Source organism: Wolbachia endosymbiont (group A) of Rhinocyllus conicus, from assembly GCF_947250775.1.
In the GTDB taxonomy this organism is placed as follows: Bacteria; Pseudomonadota; Alphaproteobacteria; order Rickettsiales; family Anaplasmataceae; genus Wolbachia.
The window spans coordinates 1,191,119-1,212,255 of sequence record NZ_OX366349.1; the positions used below are offsets into that span (position 1 = coordinate 1,191,119).

Annotated in this window: 7 protein-coding genes; 6 read left to right on the forward strand and 1 reads right to left on the reverse strand. The window is 33.8% G+C overall.

Annotated features, from left to right (window positions below; genetic code table 11):
• The first annotated feature begins 44 nt into the window (after positions 1-44).
• Complete coding sequence (locus OOK92_RS05925; protein ID WP_264735532.1) at positions 45-14,426, forward strand: ankyrin repeat domain-containing protein; 14,382 nt, start codon at positions 45-47, stop codon at positions 14,424-14,426.
• Between the two features lie 4 nt (positions 14,427-14,430).
• On the opposite strand, the gene OOK92_RS05930 is transcribed toward OOK92_RS05925, so the two are convergent.
• Positions 14,431-15,315, reverse strand: coding sequence for an Rpn family recombination-promoting nuclease/putative transposase (locus OOK92_RS05930; protein WP_250120258.1), 885 nt, complete (start codon positions 15,313-15,315; stop codon positions 14,431-14,433).
• A gap of 381 nt (positions 15,316-15,696) precedes the next feature.
• Here OOK92_RS05930 and rnhA point away from each other — a divergent pair, with 381 nt between their 5' ends.
• The 5 genes from rnhA to OOK92_RS05955 all read left to right on the forward strand — a co-directional run bounded on the left by rnhA (position 15,697) and on the right by OOK92_RS05955 (position 21,085).
• The gene (rnhA, locus tag OOK92_RS05935; RefSeq protein ID WP_301282653.1) at positions 15,697-16,233 is read left to right on the forward strand and encodes a ribonuclease HI; all 537 of its coding nucleotides are present in this window, start codon (positions 15,697-15,699) and stop codon (positions 16,231-16,233) included.
• Positions 16,224-18,023: a DNA mismatch repair endonuclease MutL gene (gene mutL, locus OOK92_RS05940; RefSeq protein WP_264735533.1), complete on the forward strand. Its 1,800-nt coding sequence runs from the start codon at positions 16,224-16,226 to the stop codon at positions 18,021-18,023. Before rnhA ends, mutL begins: the two co-directional genes overlap by 10 nt.
• A gap of 68 nt (positions 18,024-18,091) precedes the next feature.
• Positions 18,092-19,021: a WO male-killing family protein Wmk gene (gene wmk, locus OOK92_RS05945; RefSeq protein ID WP_264685931.1), complete on the forward strand. Its 930-nt coding sequence runs from the start codon at positions 18,092-18,094 to the stop codon at positions 19,019-19,021.
• Positions 19,022-19,185: 164 nt separating this feature from the next.
• Complete coding sequence (locus OOK92_RS05950) at positions 19,186-19,848, forward strand: JAB domain-containing protein (protein WP_264735534.1); 663 nt, start codon at positions 19,186-19,188, stop codon at positions 19,846-19,848.
• 106 nt (positions 19,849-19,954) lie between these two features.
• Positions 19,955-21,085: a hypothetical protein gene (locus OOK92_RS05955; protein WP_264735535.1), complete on the forward strand. Its 1,131-nt coding sequence runs from the start codon at positions 19,955-19,957 to the stop codon at positions 21,083-21,085.
• Positions 21,086-21,137 lie beyond the last annotated feature (52 nt).

The following is a 21,137-nucleotide window of genomic DNA, read 5'->3' on the forward strand; positions in this document are numbered from 1 at the left end:
AGGTAAGGATGAAAATTGTACAAGGTTAAAATCAGGAGGTAGTTATGGTTATTAGCAATCAACAACAAGAAAAGCTGCAAGATTTTAAAGATTTTGAATTAATAAAGTTGCTTTTTCAGAAAGTGGCTTCTGCTGGCTCTGATCCAGTAGATCTACTAGATAAATCTTTTGAAGCAAGATTTCAGTCGCTGGTTGATCAAATACAATCTTATTTGCATTCCAGTGAAAAGGTTGGTTTTTTTCCTCACCGATTCTTAGGTTGGTTTTCTAGTATATTAGATACTAAGCTCAATGATAAGCTAGGTATAAAGAAATTACACTTTCGTTTTGAGGGAGCAAGAACTTTAAAGGTTGTAGCAGAAACAGAATCTAAAGCACATGTTTTTATTTTCACTGAAGATATAGAAGCTCAATATTCCAATCCTCAACGTCAACAAATGCGCACCAGGAATTTTGAATTTACTAAGGGTGAGTGGAAGGATGTGATGGGTAGAGATTATACTCGATCAGATGCCCGCAAGTTTCAAATTGATGTAGTAAAAATTTTGAAAGATAAATATGAGTTAGTAAAAGGCAGACCGAAATCAAAAACTAATCCTACACCAAAAAAATTATATTTATATCTTAGGAGTGATGGTATATTAGAGTATGTAGCTAAGGACATACGTGGAAATACTCAAATAATACAAATTAGTCGTAATGAATTAAAAGGTAATTATGCATTCAAAGCTAGATTTTTTGATGAAATTAAGCAGTTTCTAGGTAAGTCAGGTAAAGATCTTAGTGATGATGTTAGGAAGGAGTTATCAAGAATTACATCAGCAAAGGGATATACTTTAAAGGGTGGTAAAGAAGATGAAAAAATAAATATTGAAATAGAAAGGAACAAGAAAATCAAAGATGAACCTATCGCTCCTCCAGCAGAGTTTCCATTTAAAGAAGTGACAAAAAAGCTAGGTAAATCTGTCTATCTAGAGGATTATATGGAAAAGCTTGCTAGTCCAGATGGAAAGCAAGTTCAGGATAATCTCAAAGAAATTCTAACTTATATTAAAGAAGTTCATACTAATTTAAATTTACAAGGCAATGTTTACGGTAATAAGGCTCGTGAAGCTGGTCAACATGGTTTTGTAGCAGGAATATTTGATAACTTTCGATATCGTGATAATACCAAGATCTACCTGGAGCAATTTGCTGGTGGAGGTTATGCTGATATTGTTTTGCTTGTTCGTGGGCCTAATCGTGCTATTGATTCAGTTCCAATTCTTATTGAACTCAAGGCTGGAACTGAAGGACAGGTTAATCCAAGTGATGCGCTGAGACAAGCTGAAGATTATATAGAAGGTTTTAGACCAAATAAGATGAGAATTTTAACCAATGCAGATGATGCCATCGCTGTTGGGTTGAATTTGGATTCCACAGAACCATTTAAAACTAACGTAGAACCTATTAAACAACCTTCTTCTTTGATGGAGGATTTTATAAAGTTAGCTCGTAGGTGGAATAATCAACAACTTTCTGAAAAAGATTTCAAGCAAGAAATAGCAGATTTGTTATCAAGCGAATATCATACTTTTCCAGCAAATAAAGAAACAAAAGATCATTACTATTTCAGTCGAGACATATTAGGTCAATCAATTTTAATCAACAAGATTGGTCAAGATCAAAGTAACATTAAAAAATATATATACTCATATGATGAGTACCCGCTGAACTGGCCTCAGGGAACAGAATACACTTTATCTAAAAGCCCAGTTATGACATTAATACTTGTTCAAGGTAATGAAGGGCAAGAAAAAACAGCATTCATTTTTCATATACGAGAGTCCAATACAAAGGAATTCTATGCTGATAAAAAAATTCCAGTACTGAACATACCTGAAATAGGAAAAGTAGGAAATGCCGTAGAAATTAAAATGAGTCTAAAAAAATATGAAACAGGATTATCTTTTGAAGACCTTTTTAAAATAGAACAGATAAGTAAATATAAACCAAGTGGTGCCGATCAACAATTTACAGGTAGTTTTCTTAAGATACCTAATTCTGATGAATTAAAGGTAAAATTTGATCAGGCAATCACTTCTCAGCATGCTACTTCTTCTGATGGTAAAGATTTATTACCAGATTATAAAAGGCTACTTGCTGAGGTAGCAGATGCAATTTATCCTATTAAAGATTTGATTACTAATGAAGCAAGATTACAAGCCATTCTTAATGGTTTATTTAGTAGTTACAGCGATTTAAAGCTACAGGAAACTTCTTCTAAGACTGTAATCATACCTGAATTTCAAGTAGGAGCAGGTGGTCGTGTTGATATGGTAATTCAAGGTATTGGTCCTTCGCCTCAGGGTACTAAAGAATATACTCCTATAGCGCTGGAATTTAAGCTTATAGATAAAAACTTAAATCAAGATCAGCTAAAACAGGAAGTTGATAAATTAACAAAAGAACAAAATGTTAGATATGCTAAAGGGGCAGCACTGAAAACAATAACAGATAGTGACAAAATGCTTTTCATGGGCGTAGTTGTTAATGTGAAAGCTAAAGATAAAAATTCTTTAATATTAACGAGTGATGAGTTTGTTCCTGCTATAGTAGTTCATAGTTCTATTGATATAGCTAAGAGAAAACATTTAGAAGGAATACAAGAGATAACTCAGAGACTTAAAAATATTGGTATACAAGAAGAGAATTTACGTACATTAGAATCTGCAACAGCAGAAAAAGATTATCATTATTGGCTGCAACAACATGATATAGCTGATATTGCAAGAATAGAATACGGTTATGGAGCTGATACATTATTTGAAGTAGTGGGATCATCAGAACACATAGTTAATCAATTGCAACAGTTTCAAGATAGCGTAACAACAAGAGGTGAAAGAAGGCCATTAACTTTAATTGTTAATTTAGATAATAATCACTGGGTTACGTTGGTCGTTGCCTATCAAAATGGGCAGTATAATGGATACTATGTAGACTCGTTGGGTAATAGTGTTCCAGATAATATTCGTCAAGTTTTACAACAGGCTCAAATTAACGTTCATGATGTTCCTGTTACTCAACAAAGAGATGGTTATAATTGTGGCTTATGGGCGTTAGAAAACGCTAGAGGTATTAATGCTGTGTTGCAAGGAAGTAGAAGTAATATTCCTGATGAAATACGTAACCGTTTGCAAGTTCAAGGAAGAGATGAAGCTTATTTTATACGCACGAGAGAAAATGTTTCAGACAAATTAAGTATAGATCCACAACGTATAGCTAATCTAGAGACTGTACTTGCTGAAACACAAGCACCTAGAAAGAAATTTGACCTGAATAATTGTGTAAAACAAGGTAGTAGAAAAAGAAGAAGTATTAATCCTTGTTTATTTTCATTGGATGATGTAAAAAAGTTTATTAAGGGAAGGGTAGATGAAAATAATATAGATAAGATTATAGTTGATAGTGAAAAGTTCCTAACTTATGTTAAAAGTAGTCAAAATGAAGGGAAAAATGCTCAGCTAATAGAGTTCGTTGGAGATAAAAATATCGAAGGTAATCATAAGTACTTATTTGATAGGGTAGTTGAAGATCAAGGGTACGGACGTTATATTGAAAATGAACGTATTAAGAATTTGCACGGTGACATTTCACAGCAAACTGGTAGTACAACAAAAAGCTCAAAGTTGAAAAGCAGGTTAATGAACGCTGCAGGTGGAATACAATTAATAAGAGGAATTCATGGAGCTATTGTATCTTGTAAAGATGGAACAGCAATAGATTGTGGATTAAATTTAGGTGGGATAGGATGGTCTTTTGCATCTCAACCAATTGAGAATGTAATGGTTAAAATTACTCCAAAAGTTGTAGCATCAGCTGAAAAGGTTGCAGGAAAAATTGTATCAGGCACTCTGGGTAAACAGACAAAATTTGCTATTCGGATTGCAGGTGTAAAGTTTGGAAGTACAATAGCAAAAGGTACGGCAGGAGCTATAGCTGGTGTTTTTGATATTGTTGATATAGGTATGTCAGCAAGTAATCTTGTTGATTGTAAAAAAAGAGAGGATAGTGATAATCCATGTGGAGAAAAGGAGATAAGAGATAATATAGCATCTATATCCTTTTCTAGTATATCGTTTGTTTCTGGTGTTGCTCTTACAGCAGCAAGTATGCCGGTGGTTGGTATTGCAGTTGGATTTGGGCTCATGGTAGGTTATGGAATTTATAGTGGTGTCAGCAATATCATAGAGTATGAGAAAAAGTATGATACAACCCATGGAGAGAACTGGAGTATTTTTTGGCGTACACTTCTTTTTCAACCTATGGCAGCTGATGTGCAGCATCTTGCAGCTAGGAAAGACACAGTTAATAGTTTAGCTAAAGGAGTGTGGCAAGCTTTAAATAATAGCCCTAATAGTACTGTTGCTTATGGTATTGGTCTTGGAAAAGTAAGCGGTAATACCCTTCGTCCAGATTATGCAAAGATTCTTATGAATAAAGCAGAAAGAGCCAATACAAGAAATCTTTCACGTATTATACCTCATAGTATTGAAGGTGCTAGCAGGGTTTGTTTACCACAGGTTACTGACCAAGATTATGAAAAAGAAGGTACAAAAAATTCATTCGACTTTGCTTCGTATTATTGTGAAAATTCAGTGGTTATTAGTCACGATAATAGGGTAAAAGCAAAACAAAAGGATAAAACAATTGTTTATGATTTAAGCAATGTAGACAAAGGTACCATCATAGGAAGTGATGAATGGAACAATAATTTTCTAATTGACTCAAGTACAGCAGAAATAGTTGGTGGTAGTAATAAGGTAGTAAATAGGTTTGTTGTAAATAACGCTGACTTCTCAGGTAAAATTATTGGTGGAAGTAACACTGTTAATATACTTGATTTAAGCCAATTGAAAGATCCAGTTATAGGAATGAACGTTAACTATCGTTTTAAGCCTAATGCCTCTGGGTCATTAAAGGCAAGAGTAAATGGTCGTTGGTTAATCAATGATCAAATTGATAATAATGGCATCTTTAATTATTACTATGTTGGAAGAAAGAACAAGGTGGATGAGATTTTGTGCATGGGTTACTCTGAGCACTTTATAGGAACCGATGATCGTGAGGTTATAATAGATAGTGGCGGTGGTCTTGATAAAAATAGGAAAGATGTAGTTGAAAATTGTAAAAAAGTAATTATTTCGCCGTATACTACAGTCAAGGGTGGAAAGAGCAATTATACTTTTTACGTAAAAGCTGCAGACTACAAAGGTAAGGGTTTATATTCAGAAATTGATGTAGATGGAACAGGAACTATAATTTTTCCGGAAATCGATTTATTAGGTGATTGTGATCAAATCACTTATTCCACAGACAGTAATACTTTATCTTTAAAAATAAATTTTGGTCAAAACAATCAATTTACTCTTGATGTAAAAAATTATGTTGAGCAAAGCAGTAATAAACCTCGCTTTGCACTAATAGATAAAAATGGTAGTAATATTGTTCCTAAGATTGAAAGATCAGACTCATCAACTATAAAAATTACTTCATTTGAATTACATTCAGAACATTCCCTAGATAATTTTGACAATGTTGAAAATCATTACAAAAAAATTCTAAATAATCATAAGAGTTATAAAGTCTTTGGTGTTATTAGAGATAAAGTACAAAATCAGGATAATAGTACAGTTCCACATATGTTTTTTGGTTCTTCAGAAGATGATATAATAAATTTTGATCAAGGAGCCATAGTTGCTAGAGGTGGAGATGGAAGTGATGTGTATTTTATTAGCAATGATATAAATAGTAGAGAAGTTAAAATTGATAATAATTCAAATGATAAAAAACTGGATATACTATTTATGCCAATGGTTGAAAAAGATTTTTCAATCCAGCAATGTGACCTCTATTTAAAGCACAATAATAGTAACATTCGAGTAAAAAATTACCTTCAAGATTCTAATTATAGGCATCTTATAATTATGAATAAAAAAGGAGAAACTTTTATCCCTAATATACAGTCAATATCATGTTCTCCCTCTTCTTCGAGAAATGGTAAATTAGTTCCTTTTTTCCACGCTACACGAGCTCAAAACATGTTTGTGTTACCTAAAGATTTTCAAGATGATCATGTAGTGATAGATTCCCGTCTTGAAGATATTGAGCGATATAGAAACAAAGATCATCTTTTACTGATAAGGAATAACGAGGTTCCTTTTATAATAAAAGTAGAAAATTTTTATGATAATCAAAGTAAATGGAGAAACGTTAATTTTTTTCTGTGGAATGATGGTAATTTTTCCTCATATCTTGGCTTACAGCAAGAAGTTAATGGAATAATGGACTATCAAGATAAACTTAAGAGTGATTATGAGAAAACTGTAAAAGAATACACTATAGACTTCACTGAGTCTGTCGATATTACACATAATCAAAATGGTACTTTAAATTCGATAGAGGAAGATGAAAAGCGTATAGGAGTAATGATACTAAAGAATATTACTCCAGATCGGATTAGAGTTTCTAGTAGTAACACAGATTTGGTGTTTTCTGATGAAGTATCCAATCACACAATCAATATAAAGAATTGGAATAATTCTGAGTCTCATAGAATTTCTACGTTGGAGTTTGATCTAGGTTTAGAACCAATAACGCTCCGTAGATTAGATAGGTTTAGTTTATCTGAGGTAAGAAAAATACAAGCTTTAATTGATAAAGCTTCAGAAAATTACCAGAATAGAAGTAAATATACTCCTAAAGTAGAAAATGACTTTAAATGTTTAATATCAGTTGACGATTTTGAAAGAGGAAATAGAGATTCAGTACATCAGTGTCTTGATTTTCCTTCACTGCAAGACCGGGTTAGCTTTACAGAAAGTTCCTGTAGTTTAGAACAAATTGAGGAATTAAAAAATAAAACGCCAAGTAGTAATCAGATTTTAACATTGCTTGAAAAGTTAGAAAACAACCTTTTGCTGAATGGCTATGATTCAAACATAATAGATCAGTGCAATAAGTGGATGATCTCTTTAGGGTTGGGAGTATTGAAACCTTTGGTAAGTACAGCAGTTTATGAAGGTAAATGGGATGAAGTTAAAACTCTTCTTGATAAAACTGCTAAAAAAAGTAATGTTGATATTGAACATAAAAATCAGTGTTCACAGAACTGGACGCCTTTGCATTATGCTACTTACAACGGTAATGTAGAATTAAGCAAGAGTGTATTCAAAGCATTTTTAGAGAAGAAAGGTAATATTAATGCTTTAGAGAGTACTAGTTGCAACAGTGATAATTGGGCGCTTTTGCACTATGCTGTTCATTATGGTAATCCTGATATGGTTAGCTTTCTTATAGATAAAGGTGCTAATACTGAAATTAGAAGTAAGGAGGGTAAGACACCCCTGCATTTGGCTGTTGAAGAAGCAAAGCAAAACATAATTAATCTTCTTCTTGATAGAGGTGCTGATATCGAGGCTAAAAACAACGATGGTAGAACACCTCTATATTTAGCCGCTTACAATAATGACTCAGGTGTAATTGAACTTCTTTGTAACAGGATCAAGGCTAAAAGTAATGACGCATTTAAAATGATAAAACAGGTTGAATTTTTAAAGAAGGAAGTTGTTAACCAAGCAAATATTCCATCTAATGCAAAAAGATTGGTAGAATCTTGTATAAGTAGTTTAAGAGATTCAATAAAAAATGCAGCTAAAAAGGTGCTAAAGGACGGTATGCTTAATAATCTTAATGCTTCAAATATTAAACTTGCGGATGGAGTGTACAATTTTGATAAAAAGTTATTTGATGAAGCAATTAAGGAAGCCGTAAGTGATACGTACGCAAGTGTAGGTATAGAAGGAATATTAAGGTTTATATGCAGTCACCATTATATTAATCAGTTTATTCCAGGTTATATAGCTATATTTGATAAAATACCAAAGAACAATAGTGCAATATTTACATTAGCTTACTCTATTAAAGAGACCATGGAAATGAGTAACTATCTTATGGTCAGTTCAGAAGAAAGAAATGATCTTGAAAGGTTAAAAAGTAAATTACCAAAATCAGTAAAGAATTTGGTATTTTCGTCTAAAGTGTGTTTTAAAGATGTTAGGATTAATGAGTACTTGTGTGCTACTGGATATGAATATGATTCAGATAGACGAAGGGTATCTACTTATACTTCAAAAGGAGGTGATGAATGTAGGTGGTTGATTGAACGTAGTGGAAATAATGTTCATATAAAAAATGATTATTATGGTGAATATCTTTACTCTGCTGGTAATGATTTTAATTATGATTCAGATAGGCGTAGGGTATTTACTTGGATTCCAAAAGACAAAGTTTATAGTGGTTGGAAGATCGAACCTAGTGATGACAAAGTTTATATAAAAGATAATTCTGGTGAGTTTTTGTACTCTGCCAATCTTTATGATGGGCATGATTATGCAATGAACGTTTATGGTGAAGATTCTAGTGTACTTGACTTATCGACGAGAGCACGTGGAGTATTTACTTGGATTCCAGGAAAAAGAGTTTATAGTGGTTGGCAGGTTGAAGATTGTAGTAGATCTAGAAAAAGAAGGGGTGTTACTAGCTTAGGTGTGAGTATTGGCACTGGAGATAATAAAAACAATATCTCCTTACACGTAACTTTTCAACACAGTAATGCATCCAATGCAAGTACTAGTCTTGATTCGGATATAGCAGCAGCATCGGAGCAAACAGAATTTGACAATGAAAAAGTTACACCAAGTTACAGAAATCGTCGATTGCTTAGTATAGAAGTAACAAACAATACTACAAGGCCAGCTTATCTCAAATTAGAAGATGATAGTGATCAGCACACTATTGTAGAAGATGCTGAAAGTTCATTACAAGTAGTAGACTATAAGTCAATATTGACTGGAGAAAATAGTCAGCAAATAGCGAGTAGAGTATCTGCTATAGTTGAAGATGTTGAAAGGCACACCTTTTTAAATCAGTCAAAAAATAAGTTAGATTTAGATAGTTGTTTAAATAATAGAGGGAGAAGCAACGCTGCGGATTCTATGAGGAGAGATGTTTGTAGTGAACTCAATGCAAGTGGGAGAAAAAATATTGTTCTAAGCGGAAACGATGTATGTACAATTACTTCAGGTCATGAAACACTTGATATTGAAAACTTCCCTATTCAAGAGGTAATCATTAATGAGGATGTCAATGGAAAGAAAAGTTTAAGAAGTATATTAGATTTACATCAGCTGGTACAGCAAGTAGATAGGGATTTGAGTATAAAACCGACACCAACGATTATTAAAGACAAAAATGATTTATTAATTAAGTTATCTATATCAGCTACCGGCTTGCAGCAAGATGTAATAACAGTTAGGCTGAAGGATGCACTTATAAATAAGTGGTATAAAAAACTACAAATTATTTTTGATAATGCACCGGTGGAAATAGATGGTAATCTAGATTTAAAGTCTTCATTCTTTATTTCTGATGAGAAAATTATTGTAGTAAGACCTCAAGACATAGAAGAAAATAGTAAACTAATTATATCTAAAAAAGCAGGGCGGTATACCTACCTTCATGATAAATATGACTTGATAGTTACCAATGCCTTTAATGCTGGCATAGAAGCAAATGAGTTGTGTATTATATATTTTAGAGATTTCTATAAAGAACCTGAAATGAAAACATTATCTATAAAATTTACTGACAAAGAGATATTATTAAGTAATGAAGTAGATAAAATACATAATTCAGATAGTATTGATAAATTAAATAATGTGAGTTCTATTGTTAATTCACAAGAGAGTTCTATACATTTAGAGGTTCCAAACAGTGGAGACATAAATGCTCAAGGTAAACTTGACAGAACACTGTTGCATCTTGCTTCCGAGGCGGGTGAATTTGATAAGGTTAAACTTCTTCTTGATAGAGGTGCTAATATTGAAGTTCAAGATAAATTTGGGTACACACCAATATTTCTTGCTACTCAATCAGGTAAATGGAGCGTGGTAGAACTTCTTCTTGATGGAGGAGCTAATATTGATGCTCAAGACAAGGAAGGTAAAACACTTTTACACTTTGCTGCATCAGGAAATAATTTGGATATGGTTCAATTCCTTCTTGACAGAGGTGCAAGTATCGAAGTTCAAGACGGGCGTGATTGGACACCGATACTTTATGCTGCTCAGTCAGGTAAATGGGGTGTGGTCAAACTTCTTATTAGTAACGGTGCAAAATTTAATAATGAGATAACGTATCAGGGAACGCCTTTACATTTTGCTGCTCAAGGGGGTAATTTGGATATAGCTCAATTTCTTCTTGATGAAGGTGCTGTCATCGAATCTCAAGACAAAGATGATAAAAAGCCTTTAGATCTTGCTGTTGAAGCAGGAAGGTTGAACGTAGCAAAACTTCTTCTTGATAGAGGTGCTAGTGTCAATGCTAAAGATAAGAATGATAGAACACCTTTAGACTTAGCTACTAAAGGAGATATGATAGAGCTTTTGAAGAGAGCGCAGATGGATCAAGGATTGTCAATCAATGCACGAGAGGGCACTTTTGATAAAGTGGAAGATCTTATTGCTCAAGGTGCTAATTTAGAAGCTAAAGATAATAATGATAATACTCCTCTACATAATGCTTGTAATAATGGTCACTTTAACGTAGCAAAATATCTTATCGAAAAGGGAGCTAGTTTAAAGGCTAAAAATAAAGACAATAAAACACCTTTAGAGTTGGCTGATCACAAGGGTTACATAAATATAGTAGAAATGATAAAGCAGATACAATCAGGATTAGATGAAGAATTGTTGTCTGCGGTGAAAAATGGTGATCCTAATAAAGTTGATGATCTTGTTAGCCATGGTGCTAGCTTGGAGGTGAAAGATAGCAATGGTAACACTCTTTTACATTATGCTTCTCAAAATGGTCATTTAAAAGTAGTAGAATATCTTATCGAAAAGGGAGCTAGCTTAAAGGCTAAAAATAAAGATGGTAACACACCTTTAGACTTGGCTGTTAAAGAAAATATAAAAGAATTTTTGAAAAAAGCACAGTCAGGTTTAAATAAAGAATTGTTGGCTGTAGTAAACGGTGATGATCTTAATAGAGTCAAGGCTCTTGTTAGCCAAGGTGCTAGTTTAGAAGCGAAAGATAATAGTGATAATACTCCTTTACATAACGCTTGTAATAATGGTCATGTGAAAGTAGTAGAATATCTTGTCGAAGAGGGAGCTAGCTTAAAGGTTAAAAATAAAGATGGTGAAACACCTTTGCATGTAGCTGCTCAACATGATAGTACACTTGAAGTAATTGAATTTATTTTGAACAGAGATCTTAGTGGTATTAATGATATAACTAATAACGGTAGAACACCTTTACATTTAGCTATACAAGGAAATAAACCAAGTACAGTCAAACTTCTTCTCAATAAAGGTGCTAATATTAACGCTAAAGACAAGGATGGTAAAACACCTTTGGATTTGGCTATGCAAGAAGGTTATACAAATATAGTGGAGATGATAGAGCAAGTACAATCAGATTTAGATGAAGGATTGTTGACTGCAGTACAAGATGGTAATCTCAATGAAGCTGAAGATCTTGTTAGTCGGAATGCTAATGTTAATACTACAGATATATACAGTTGGACACCACTACATTGGGCTGCATTTGAGGATCGTTTAGAAATTGCAAGGTTTTTGATAAAAAAAGGCGCTGATATTAATGCTGCAGATAAAGGCCCTTATGGTAAAAAGCCTGTGCATGTTGCTATTGAGAACAATAGTAAAGATATCATAGGGTTTCTTCTCAGCAAAGGAGTGAGTATTAATGATACTGACAAGCAAGGTTATACACCACTGCACTATGCTGCATGGAGAGGACGTTTAGAGATTGCTGAGCTTCTCGTTGATAAGGGAGCTAGTATCAATACTGCAGACGCCTCTACTGCTGGTAAAAAACCTATACATGTTGCTGCTGAAAATAATAGTAAAAGTATTATAGAGTTTCTTATCAGCAAGGGGGTAAACGTTGATGAGGCTGATAAAAATGGTTGGGCACCTTTACACTATGCTGCTAAGTTTGATCAATTAGAGGTTGCAAAATTCTTGATAGAAAAAGGAGCTAATATCAATGCTGCAGATACTTCTACTATTGGTGAAAAACCTATACATGTTGCCGCTGAGAATAATAGTAAAAACATTATAGAGTTTCTTATTAGTAAGGGAGTGAGTGTTAATGATACTGACAAAGATGGCAGGACACCGCTGTACTGGGCTTCTTGGAATGGTCGTCTGGATGTAGTAGAGTATCTTATAGGTAAAGGAGCTGATATCAGTGCTAAAGATAAGGATGGTAGAAACCCGCTAGATGTGGCTAAAGGTCACCAATATGATAATGTTGTAGAGTATTTACAACAAGCAGAATTACGGCTAAATAAACAATTGTTGACTGCAGTACAAGATGGTGATTTTGAAAAAGTTAAAGATCTTGTAAGCCGAGGTGCTAGCTTGGACGCTGCTAACATTGATGCTCAAGATAAGGATGGTAAAACACCTTTGCATTTTGCTGCTCAAGAAGGTAATCTGGACATGGTCCAGTTTTTTCTTAATAGAGGTGCTAACATTAAGGCTAAAGACATGTATGGTTGGACCCCTTTACACTTTGCTTCTGCTTACGGTAAGTTTGATGTAGTTAAATTTTTTCTTGATAGCAATATTAACATTAGAGCTAAAGATAGATATGGTGATACACCTTTACATTTGGCTGCCCAAAATAATGATAAATCTGAAATAGTTGAGTCTTTTTTAGATAGTGATGCTAATAACATTAACGATAGAACTAATAATGGTTGGACACCTTTACATGTAGCTGTACAAGGAAATAAGCCAAGTACAGTTAAACTTCTTCTTGGTAGAGGTGCTGACATTGAGGTTAAAGATACTTACGGCCAAACACCTTTAGACTTAGCTACTCAAAAAGGTTACACAGATATAGTCAAGATTTTAGAACAAGAACAATTAGGCAAAGAGTTGTTTACTGCTGTAAGAGAATATGATTTTTCTAGAGTTGAAAAGCTTATCAGTCGAGGAGCTAATATTGATACTAAAAACAAGAATGGTAAGACGCCGCTAGATATTGCTATTAATACAAAGAACACTCTTGAAGAGAATCAAGGATCTCTCAATAATGCATTATTGCTTGGCCAACAAGGTCGTATAGTGAGAATTTTAGAACATGAACAATTAAACAGGAAGTTATTTACTGCTGTAAGAGAAGAAAATCTCCCTAAAGTTAGAGAGCTTATCAGTCGAGGGGCTAATATCGATACTGAAAGGGATGGTAAAACACCACTAGATATTGCTAAAGAAAAACTTAGAGAACATAGTAAAAATGAAGAATGTAGTGATGTTGTGCAGTGCTTAGAAAAACTTAATCAAGAAAGAGAAAAGCCTGTACAACGTAAACGCCGTCATCACCATGGGGATCACAATCATCATCATATGTCAAGAAAACCTCTTGCTATAGATTCAAGTGATCAACCTGAGATAACAGCAAGTAGTGGTACAAGACCATCTTCATGGATAAATGATTTGTTTAGTTGGGTGAAAAGTTCTGTAGGTGGGTTTAGAGCTGCTTTATCTGAGGAAGCATCAAATACTGCAAGTTCAATACCACAAGTTGATGAGCAATTTGCCAAAGCTTCGGTAAGTAATAGTAGTTCAACAAGTACCACACTACCATCTGATGGTACAGATAAAAAACAAGAAAATGGAGGTTTCTTTCGAGACAACATTGATTATGTAAATGCAAATATAAAACAAATGCGTGAAAGGCAAACACCTGTTAAATTTAAACCTAGTAGCGGAAATATAATACTAGAAATGGGAGATCACTATCTATCACATGTTGATTTTAATGGTACAATAATGTTACTTGATTTATTAATTAGAAAAGTTACAGGTCAGAAGTATATTTCTACAGTAGATCAGTCTATATCCCCACTAGAAGCACAGGGCTATGCACTCAATATTACAAAGGAATTTGAGAAAGTAGTAGAGCAAGCTGGATTAAAAAGTGGTGTATCAATGCATCGATTAAATATTGATTATATGGAAATGCAGAAAGAAATTACTAGAAAAGTCATGAGTGGTAAATTCAATGAAATTTCAGGGATTTTAAAATCGTATGTAGAGAAAGCATGTCCTGATGAAGAAGCTGGTAAATTAAGTCCGAAGAAATTTGAAAAGTTTATGGCTACATTTAATAACAAGCTAGATGTATCACTAAATCAATCAATACACCAAATGCTACATAATGAAAATAACGTACTAAAAATGGATAATATAAAAGAACCGCAAAGCTTAGGTTTATCTGGACCTAGAACTAGGTTAGATGATGTATTAATTGCGGGCAATGCCAGAGAATTAGTCGCTGGAAGAAGGTAGTAGACTAAAAAGTTTCTTCCTTAAGTTGTGTAATGTCAGCCTGAGGAAGGCCAGTTGTCTGGGAAATAACATCAATAGAAATGCCAGCATTAAGTAGGTTTTTTGCAACTTCGATTTTTTCTTCTTGTCTACCTTTTTCGTGACCTACTTTAAGACCCTCATCAAATTTTTGAGCTAAAGCAGCTACCTCATCCATTATGCGTTTTTTCATTTGTTCATATGCTAGTAACTCTTCTTCTGACCAATTAAACTTATTCATCTCTTCATAAGCTCGTTTTATTATTACGTCACTACCAACTATTTTATCTAGGTCCTCTTCGTTTGTTTCTGCTGCATATCGAAAAAAGTAACACCATTTTTCTACTATATTTTCTAGTTGGTCTTCTTTTGTCTTTGTAAATTTTGGTAGTTCTATGAATACGAAGTAAAAATCCTTTAAGTCATGTTCAAAGCTATTTTGATCTAAAATGACATGATTAGATTTGTACTCAGCCTTATCTGGAAAAATAATACAATCAGCAACAGCTATGAAGATAATTTCCTTGAGATTATGATAATTATCACCTTGATCAGCTTGACTTGAGTAGGCTTTAGCAGCATAATATTGAGCACGCTTTTCGAAGCCTTTGGTCTTAGTGAACTGCATTTCTATAATATATCTGGAACCTTGAGAGTCTTTACAAAGAACATCGACAATACTCTGCTTTTTAGCGGCAATTTCAGGGTCCAAAATGGTAGCCAAGAATTCAACATCGTGAATAGCAGCTAAGCCAGTGAAGCCTAAAATATCGTTCAAGAAATGAATAAGGATATCTTTATTCTTTTCAGTGCCAAATATTCTTTTAAAGGCATAATCATTGCGTGCATCAAGAAACTTCGAAAGAGCCATAAGAAAGTAAGATAAAAAGCATTAATAGTTATACACAATTGTGAAGAAATATTCAACCCTTTTGTTTTTCTAAGCTTTGAATGTGTTGATGAAAAAAAACATCTGTCAAAGATCACCTGAGAATTACATTTTAGGCTTTAGATGTAGTGTTAGTCATCGTTTTATAACTGCCTTAAAACCCTAGCAAATGAACTGATAAGCTATAAAAAGTTTCAAAAACACTTTGGTGTAGGCTCCAAAAAAATGCGAGTACAAAGACTCAAATATGATTACCTAACATCGAGAGGACGGGCTCCCTACACCTTGTATATGATAAAGATCTTGAAACTTCATGTCAACATTTTCAGTAGCAAATTTACGTTGAATCTATATCCTGTAAGTATGGGCGAAAAAAAGAAGGTTATAATATATACAGATGGAGCATGTTCTGGAAATCCGGGGCCTGGTGGATGGGCAGCCGTGGTGATGTATGAAAATAAAAGTGTCTTTATCAAAAAACGCATCTCTGGAGGTGAAGAAAACACAACGAATAACAAAATGGAATTAAAGGCTGTGATTAATGGGCTAAAGATGTTGAAAGTTTCTTGCAAAGTTATTTTACACACTGATAGTCGTTATATTAAGCAAGGTATAACAGAGTGGATCAATAAATGGAAGGTAAATGGTTGGAAGACAACCGATAAAAAGCCAGTGAAGAACAGGGAATTATGGCAGGAACTAGAAGAAGTTGCTTTGCAGCATGATATTAATTGGAAGTGGGTTAGAGCTCACAACGGTAATATGTACAATGAGGAGGCAGATAGACTTGCTAGAAAGGAATCTAAAAAGCTAAAATATAGAGATTGTGAGGTCAAGAAATCACCAAAAAATAGAGGGAACTCTAAGTTTCATAGATTGGGTGGAGTATTATGGCAATAATTCTTTTAGACACAAAAACTATAAATCGTATAGCAGCGGGAGAGGTAATAGAGAGGCCAGCAAGTGTAGTAAAGGAATTAGTTGAAAATGCAATAGATGCTGGAAGTTCAGAGATAGAGATCAAAATAGAAAGTGGTGGGCGTAATCTTATAACTGTGACAGATAATGGAAATGGAATAGAAAAGGAAGATTTGGAACTTGCGTTTATGCGCTACGCTACTTCAAAATTAAGCGATAGTGAGTTAATAGAGATCAAGCACCTTGGGTTTAGAGGAGAAGCTTTACCTTCAATTGCAGCAGTAAGCAGAATGAAATTATCGTCTAAGGCAAGTGGAGCAAAGGAAGCATGGTCTATAAGGTATGAGGGAGGAGAAAAAATAAGAGAGATTACACCTTGTTCTTTGCTACAGGGTACATATATTGAAGTTCGTGACTTATTTTTTGCCACTCCAAATAGATTAAAATTTCTAAAAACCGAGAGGGCAGAAACACAAAGCATTGTTGACATTGTAAATAACTTAGCAATGATTAACTATAGTATTGGGTTTACTCTCACTTCCGGTAATAAAAAGCTCTTAAAATATGTTAAGCAAACTTCATTATTTAACAGATTATGTGAAACAGAAGAAGAATTTCAGAGCAATTCGCTGGAAGTTAAAGAGGAAGAAGACGGCATCAAACTTACGGGACACATCTGTAAACCAACTATTAGTCGTGGCAATTCAACTCAGATCTATACGTTTGTTAATGGAAGGCCAATAAAAGATAATCTACTTATTGGTGCAATTAGATATGCGTATCAAGATTTTATTCTAAGTGGGAGGTATCCTTTTGCAGTGCTGCACTTAGAGATACCATACGATCAAGTAGATGTAAATGTGCATCCAAATAAATCGGAAGTAAGATTTCAGAATAAAAGGCTAATATATGAAATAGTGAGAAGAGGGATAATAAAAGCATTATCAACGAGGTTTGCAGCAAGTGGTCAAGGTATTGAAGAGGAGCTAATTTTTAATGATAGTAAAAGCCAAGAGCAGGTTGATAGTAAAGAGAAAAAGAATCAAAAAGAGTTTTATGAAAAGAGACCAAGTCTTTTAGAAAATCGTCTAATGAAAGAATTCAATGCACCAGATGAAAGAAGGCAAAGCTTACCAGAAACGTTTAAGTATGGAGAATCTCCACCCCAAAAGGGAGCGATGGTTCTAGAAAGGGAGCAAATTGATTTAATAGAGGATCATCCTCTAGGGTATGCACGCTGTCAGGTCCACAGTACTTACATTATTGCTGAGGCTAAAGGCAAATTAATTATAGTAGATCAGCACGCAGCTCATGAAAGATTGATATACGGGTGCTTAAAGCAAAAATCAAGCATAAAAAGACAGAAACTTCTTCTTCCTGAAACAGTTAAAATCAAAAACCAAGCTGGAATGGGGATGATTGAAACTTATAAAGATGAGCTTTTTGAAATGGGTTTTGGTATTGAAATAGAATCAGAAGATAAAGTAAGGGTGAAAGAAATACCTGCAATCTTAGGAACAATAGATATAAAAGAGATGCTAGTTGATATAGTAGATAAGTTAACGGAAATGGAAGATACGTTGCCAATAGAGGATAAGGTGAATAAAATATCAGCCACAATCGCTTGCCATGGAGCAGGAAGAAAAATGAAATTGGAAGAGATGAATGAGATACTAAGACAAATTGAGAAAACTCCATATTCTGGTCATGAAAGACCAACTTATATAGAAATGAAACTAAGTGATATAGAAAAATTGTTTGAAAGGAGATGAGTTCAGTTTGTCAAAAAGGTTCTCAATTAAGCATACGTAACAGCTCTTCTGGTTATGGAGTATAAAATGTGAAAAAAGAGAATAATTACTCTAATTTTTTATATTATAAAGTAGTAGGACAGAAAGTAAGAAGTTGTAGGATAGCAAAGGGGTATACTCAAAAAGATTTAGCAAAAAAAATCAGTGTAACGTATCAAATAGTACTACAATATGAAAAAGGAACACGAAAAATTTCGATTGAAAAGTTGTGCGCTATAGCAAAGGTGTTATCAATTAATATTACGGATCTTATTCCTGTATCAAATGAAAAAATCTGTTTTGAAGATAAGGGAGAGGAAATATTAAATCTAGTAAGAAAATATAAAACGATTAATGATCAAGAGTTGCGCAAGGTGTTTTACTTGCTAACAAAATTTACCCGAGTTGGTGAGAAAAGTAGTAAAAAAGCAGAGAAAGTAAAAATTGCAAAGGGCCTGGTTAAAGCAGGGATTTCTGTTGATATTGTTTCACAAGCAATTGGCCTCTCTGCTGATGAATGTGTTGAAGAAAAAATAGGTTCTATATACTGCAAAATAGGAAAGAAGATAAAAGAATGGAGACTAGTGCGGGAATATACTCAGAAGGATTTAGCAAAGAAAATGAGTACAACACGTGATGAAATAAGCAACTATGAACAAGGAAGAACTGCTGTTCCACTGGGAAGATTATATGAGATAGCAAAGGCGTTATCGATTAATATCATGGACCTACTTGAACTAACAGAGGATGCAGATGATAAAGTGGTACCTAATTTAATTGAAGAATACAAAAAAATTGAAAGCCAAGAACTACGTCATGCACTAATGAAATCTCTGTTTGAAAGCATACAAATTTGCGAAGAGAAAGTGAAAAGAGCAGAAAAGATGAAAATTGCAAAGGATTTAGTTAAGGAAGGAATTTCTATCAATATTATTTTAAAAACAGTAGGCATCTCTTTAGACGAAATTCAACAAATTTAAAATAAAAAATCAGTATCTATTAATATCTTTACTTTTTGATGAAAAAATAAGTAAAAAAGATTGAAAAATTGATTTGACTTCACTCGGAAGCTATGGCTCTATGCCAATGCTGATAAAGCAGTAAATATTAAAAAAAAGTTTGTTGTTAGTGAAGGGTAAATTATATGAATAATAATAAGAATAAAGAAGAAATAGAATTCAGAATATTAGAAAGCAAAGGCAAAGCACTACTTGATCGTGAAATAATGGAAACATTTTTAAGTGCAGTACATGAAAGGCCGCAAGCTCAAGAAATTGCTAAAAATCTGGTGAATACTTATGCAGGAGTAGGAAGGATTTTAGGTAGAGAAATGGATGACCTGAAAGTTATAGAAGGAGTAACTGATTCTGCAGTAGCAATGATTATGTGTGTTAAGGAAACACTAGAAAGGGTACTGAGAGAAAAGCTCAAAAGTGAGCCAATAATGGACTTACAAGGGCTAGTAGAGTACTTAAACGTAAGTATAGGCCACTCAGAAAGGGAATGTGTAAAAATACTGTACTTGAATAAAAGGCGTCAACTAATTGGAGAAGAATCCTATATTGGTGAAATGGAAAAAGCACCAGTATACATAAAGGAAATTACAAGAAAAGCATTAATAAAGAATGCAACATTAGTAATAATGTCACACAACCACCCTGGGGAAAGTTTAGAACCTTCAGAAGAAGATCAAGAAGTAACAAAGAGCTTAGCAGCAGCATGTAGTACTGTAAGCGTTAGATTATTTGATCATATTATCATTACAAGTGGGGGTTATTTTAGCTTTAGAGAAAACGGATTGTTATAGCAGAAAGTATTTGCAAATCTACTCATATTAATTTATAATGAGTAATATAATGTATAATAACAAAGTTTATTGTACACTTAAAAAGTATTTTTAATATGAGGTTTATATGACTAGTAAAGATCAGAATAAAAAGACTAATGTTAATCACAAGAAAATATTTGGTGCTCTTGAAAGCGTTGATATAGAGCAGTCTAAATTTGTGAGTAAAATTAATAGCCAGAAGGAGATAAAACTGGAAGATACAATGCCTTTCCCTAGCAGAAACGTTCGCGAAAACAAAATCAACTATGGAAAAGGACTTGATTATATATATGGCACAAAACCTGTAAGTGATCAAGAAGATAAAAATCCATTTGCCTCAGCTTTGCAAAAAATAAAGCCAAATACAGAGAAGCTGAGCTGGTTTAAGAGTTCTATAGTAGAGGCAAAAAACGTAAATGAATTGCACAAAGTTATAGACAAAGTACTAGCTTCTGGAGCAAGGCTAAATGCATGTAATGATGGAGAATGGAGCTTCGCGGAATATGTGATACTGGGCACACATTTTCATAAATTTGATAAGGCTGATCGTAAAAAGCTAATACGTAAATTAATGCTAAGTGGTGCAGAGTTTCATGATACTCTACTGCAGAATAGACTGATAGGTGAAATCTATAATGAGCTACAGCCAGAAGTTCAGCCACAGATAGATAAGCAACTAGAAGAGCTAGAGGAAGCTGGCGAAAATGCTGTGCAAGAAGGAGAATTAATAGATGTTGAGATAGATAATACAACATCGTATATAGAATTTTCTGGGAATAGTAAGGTAGAGGTAGCCAAAATACTGGAAGCAAACAGAAAGTTAGGAAGTAATATCTTAAAAATTGGTAATGATGCAGTTGAAGTTAAAAGTGAGAAGGGAGGTATAAGAAACTATACCGATATTTCAGATGGCAGCTCTATCATGTTAGAATTTCCTACAAGCATTGGTAAGCTAAATATTATATTGTACCAAGAGGCAGATCAGGTGCAAGTGAGAGTAGAAAATAAGGAAATGTGGGCTGAGTTACAAAAAAGAGGCGAAGAAATAGGAAAAAACTGTCTCTTTGGAGGAGTGAAACTTAAAGAAGCGGTAGAAAGAGGTAGTTTCACTAGATGTGGCATATGGAGTGAAAAGCAGAAGGAAGTAAGTGAAAAATTGTTTTCATGGGCAGACAAAGTACGTGAAAATAGTAAAGAAACTTGTAGGGCACTTTAATTTAAAGGTTCCAGAGTCTGGCTATTATATCTGGAGCCTTTGAGCTATAATA

Bases quoted from the DNA above. Each gene is read 5' to 3' on its own strand.
- OOK92_RS05925 (WP_264735532.1), top strand. From the start codon at position 45: ATGGTTATTAGCAATCAACAACAAGAAAAGCTGCAAGATTTTAAAGAT.
- OOK92_RS05930 (WP_250120258.1), bottom strand. From the start codon at position 15,315: ATGGCTCTTTCGAAGTTTCTTGATGCACGCAATGATTATGCCTTTAAA.
- rnhA (WP_301282653.1), top strand. From the start codon at position 15,697: ATGGGCGAAAAAAAGAAGGTTATAATATATACAGATGGAGCATGTTCT.
- mutL (WP_264735533.1), top strand. From the start codon at position 16,224: ATGGCAATAATTCTTTTAGACACAAAAACTATAAATCGTATAGCAGCG.
- OOK92_RS05950 (WP_264735534.1), top strand. From the start codon at position 19,186: ATGAATAATAATAAGAATAAAGAAGAAATAGAATTCAGAATATTAGAA.
- OOK92_RS05955 (WP_264735535.1), top strand. From the start codon at position 19,955: ATGACTAGTAAAGATCAGAATAAAAAGACTAATGTTAATCACAAGAAA.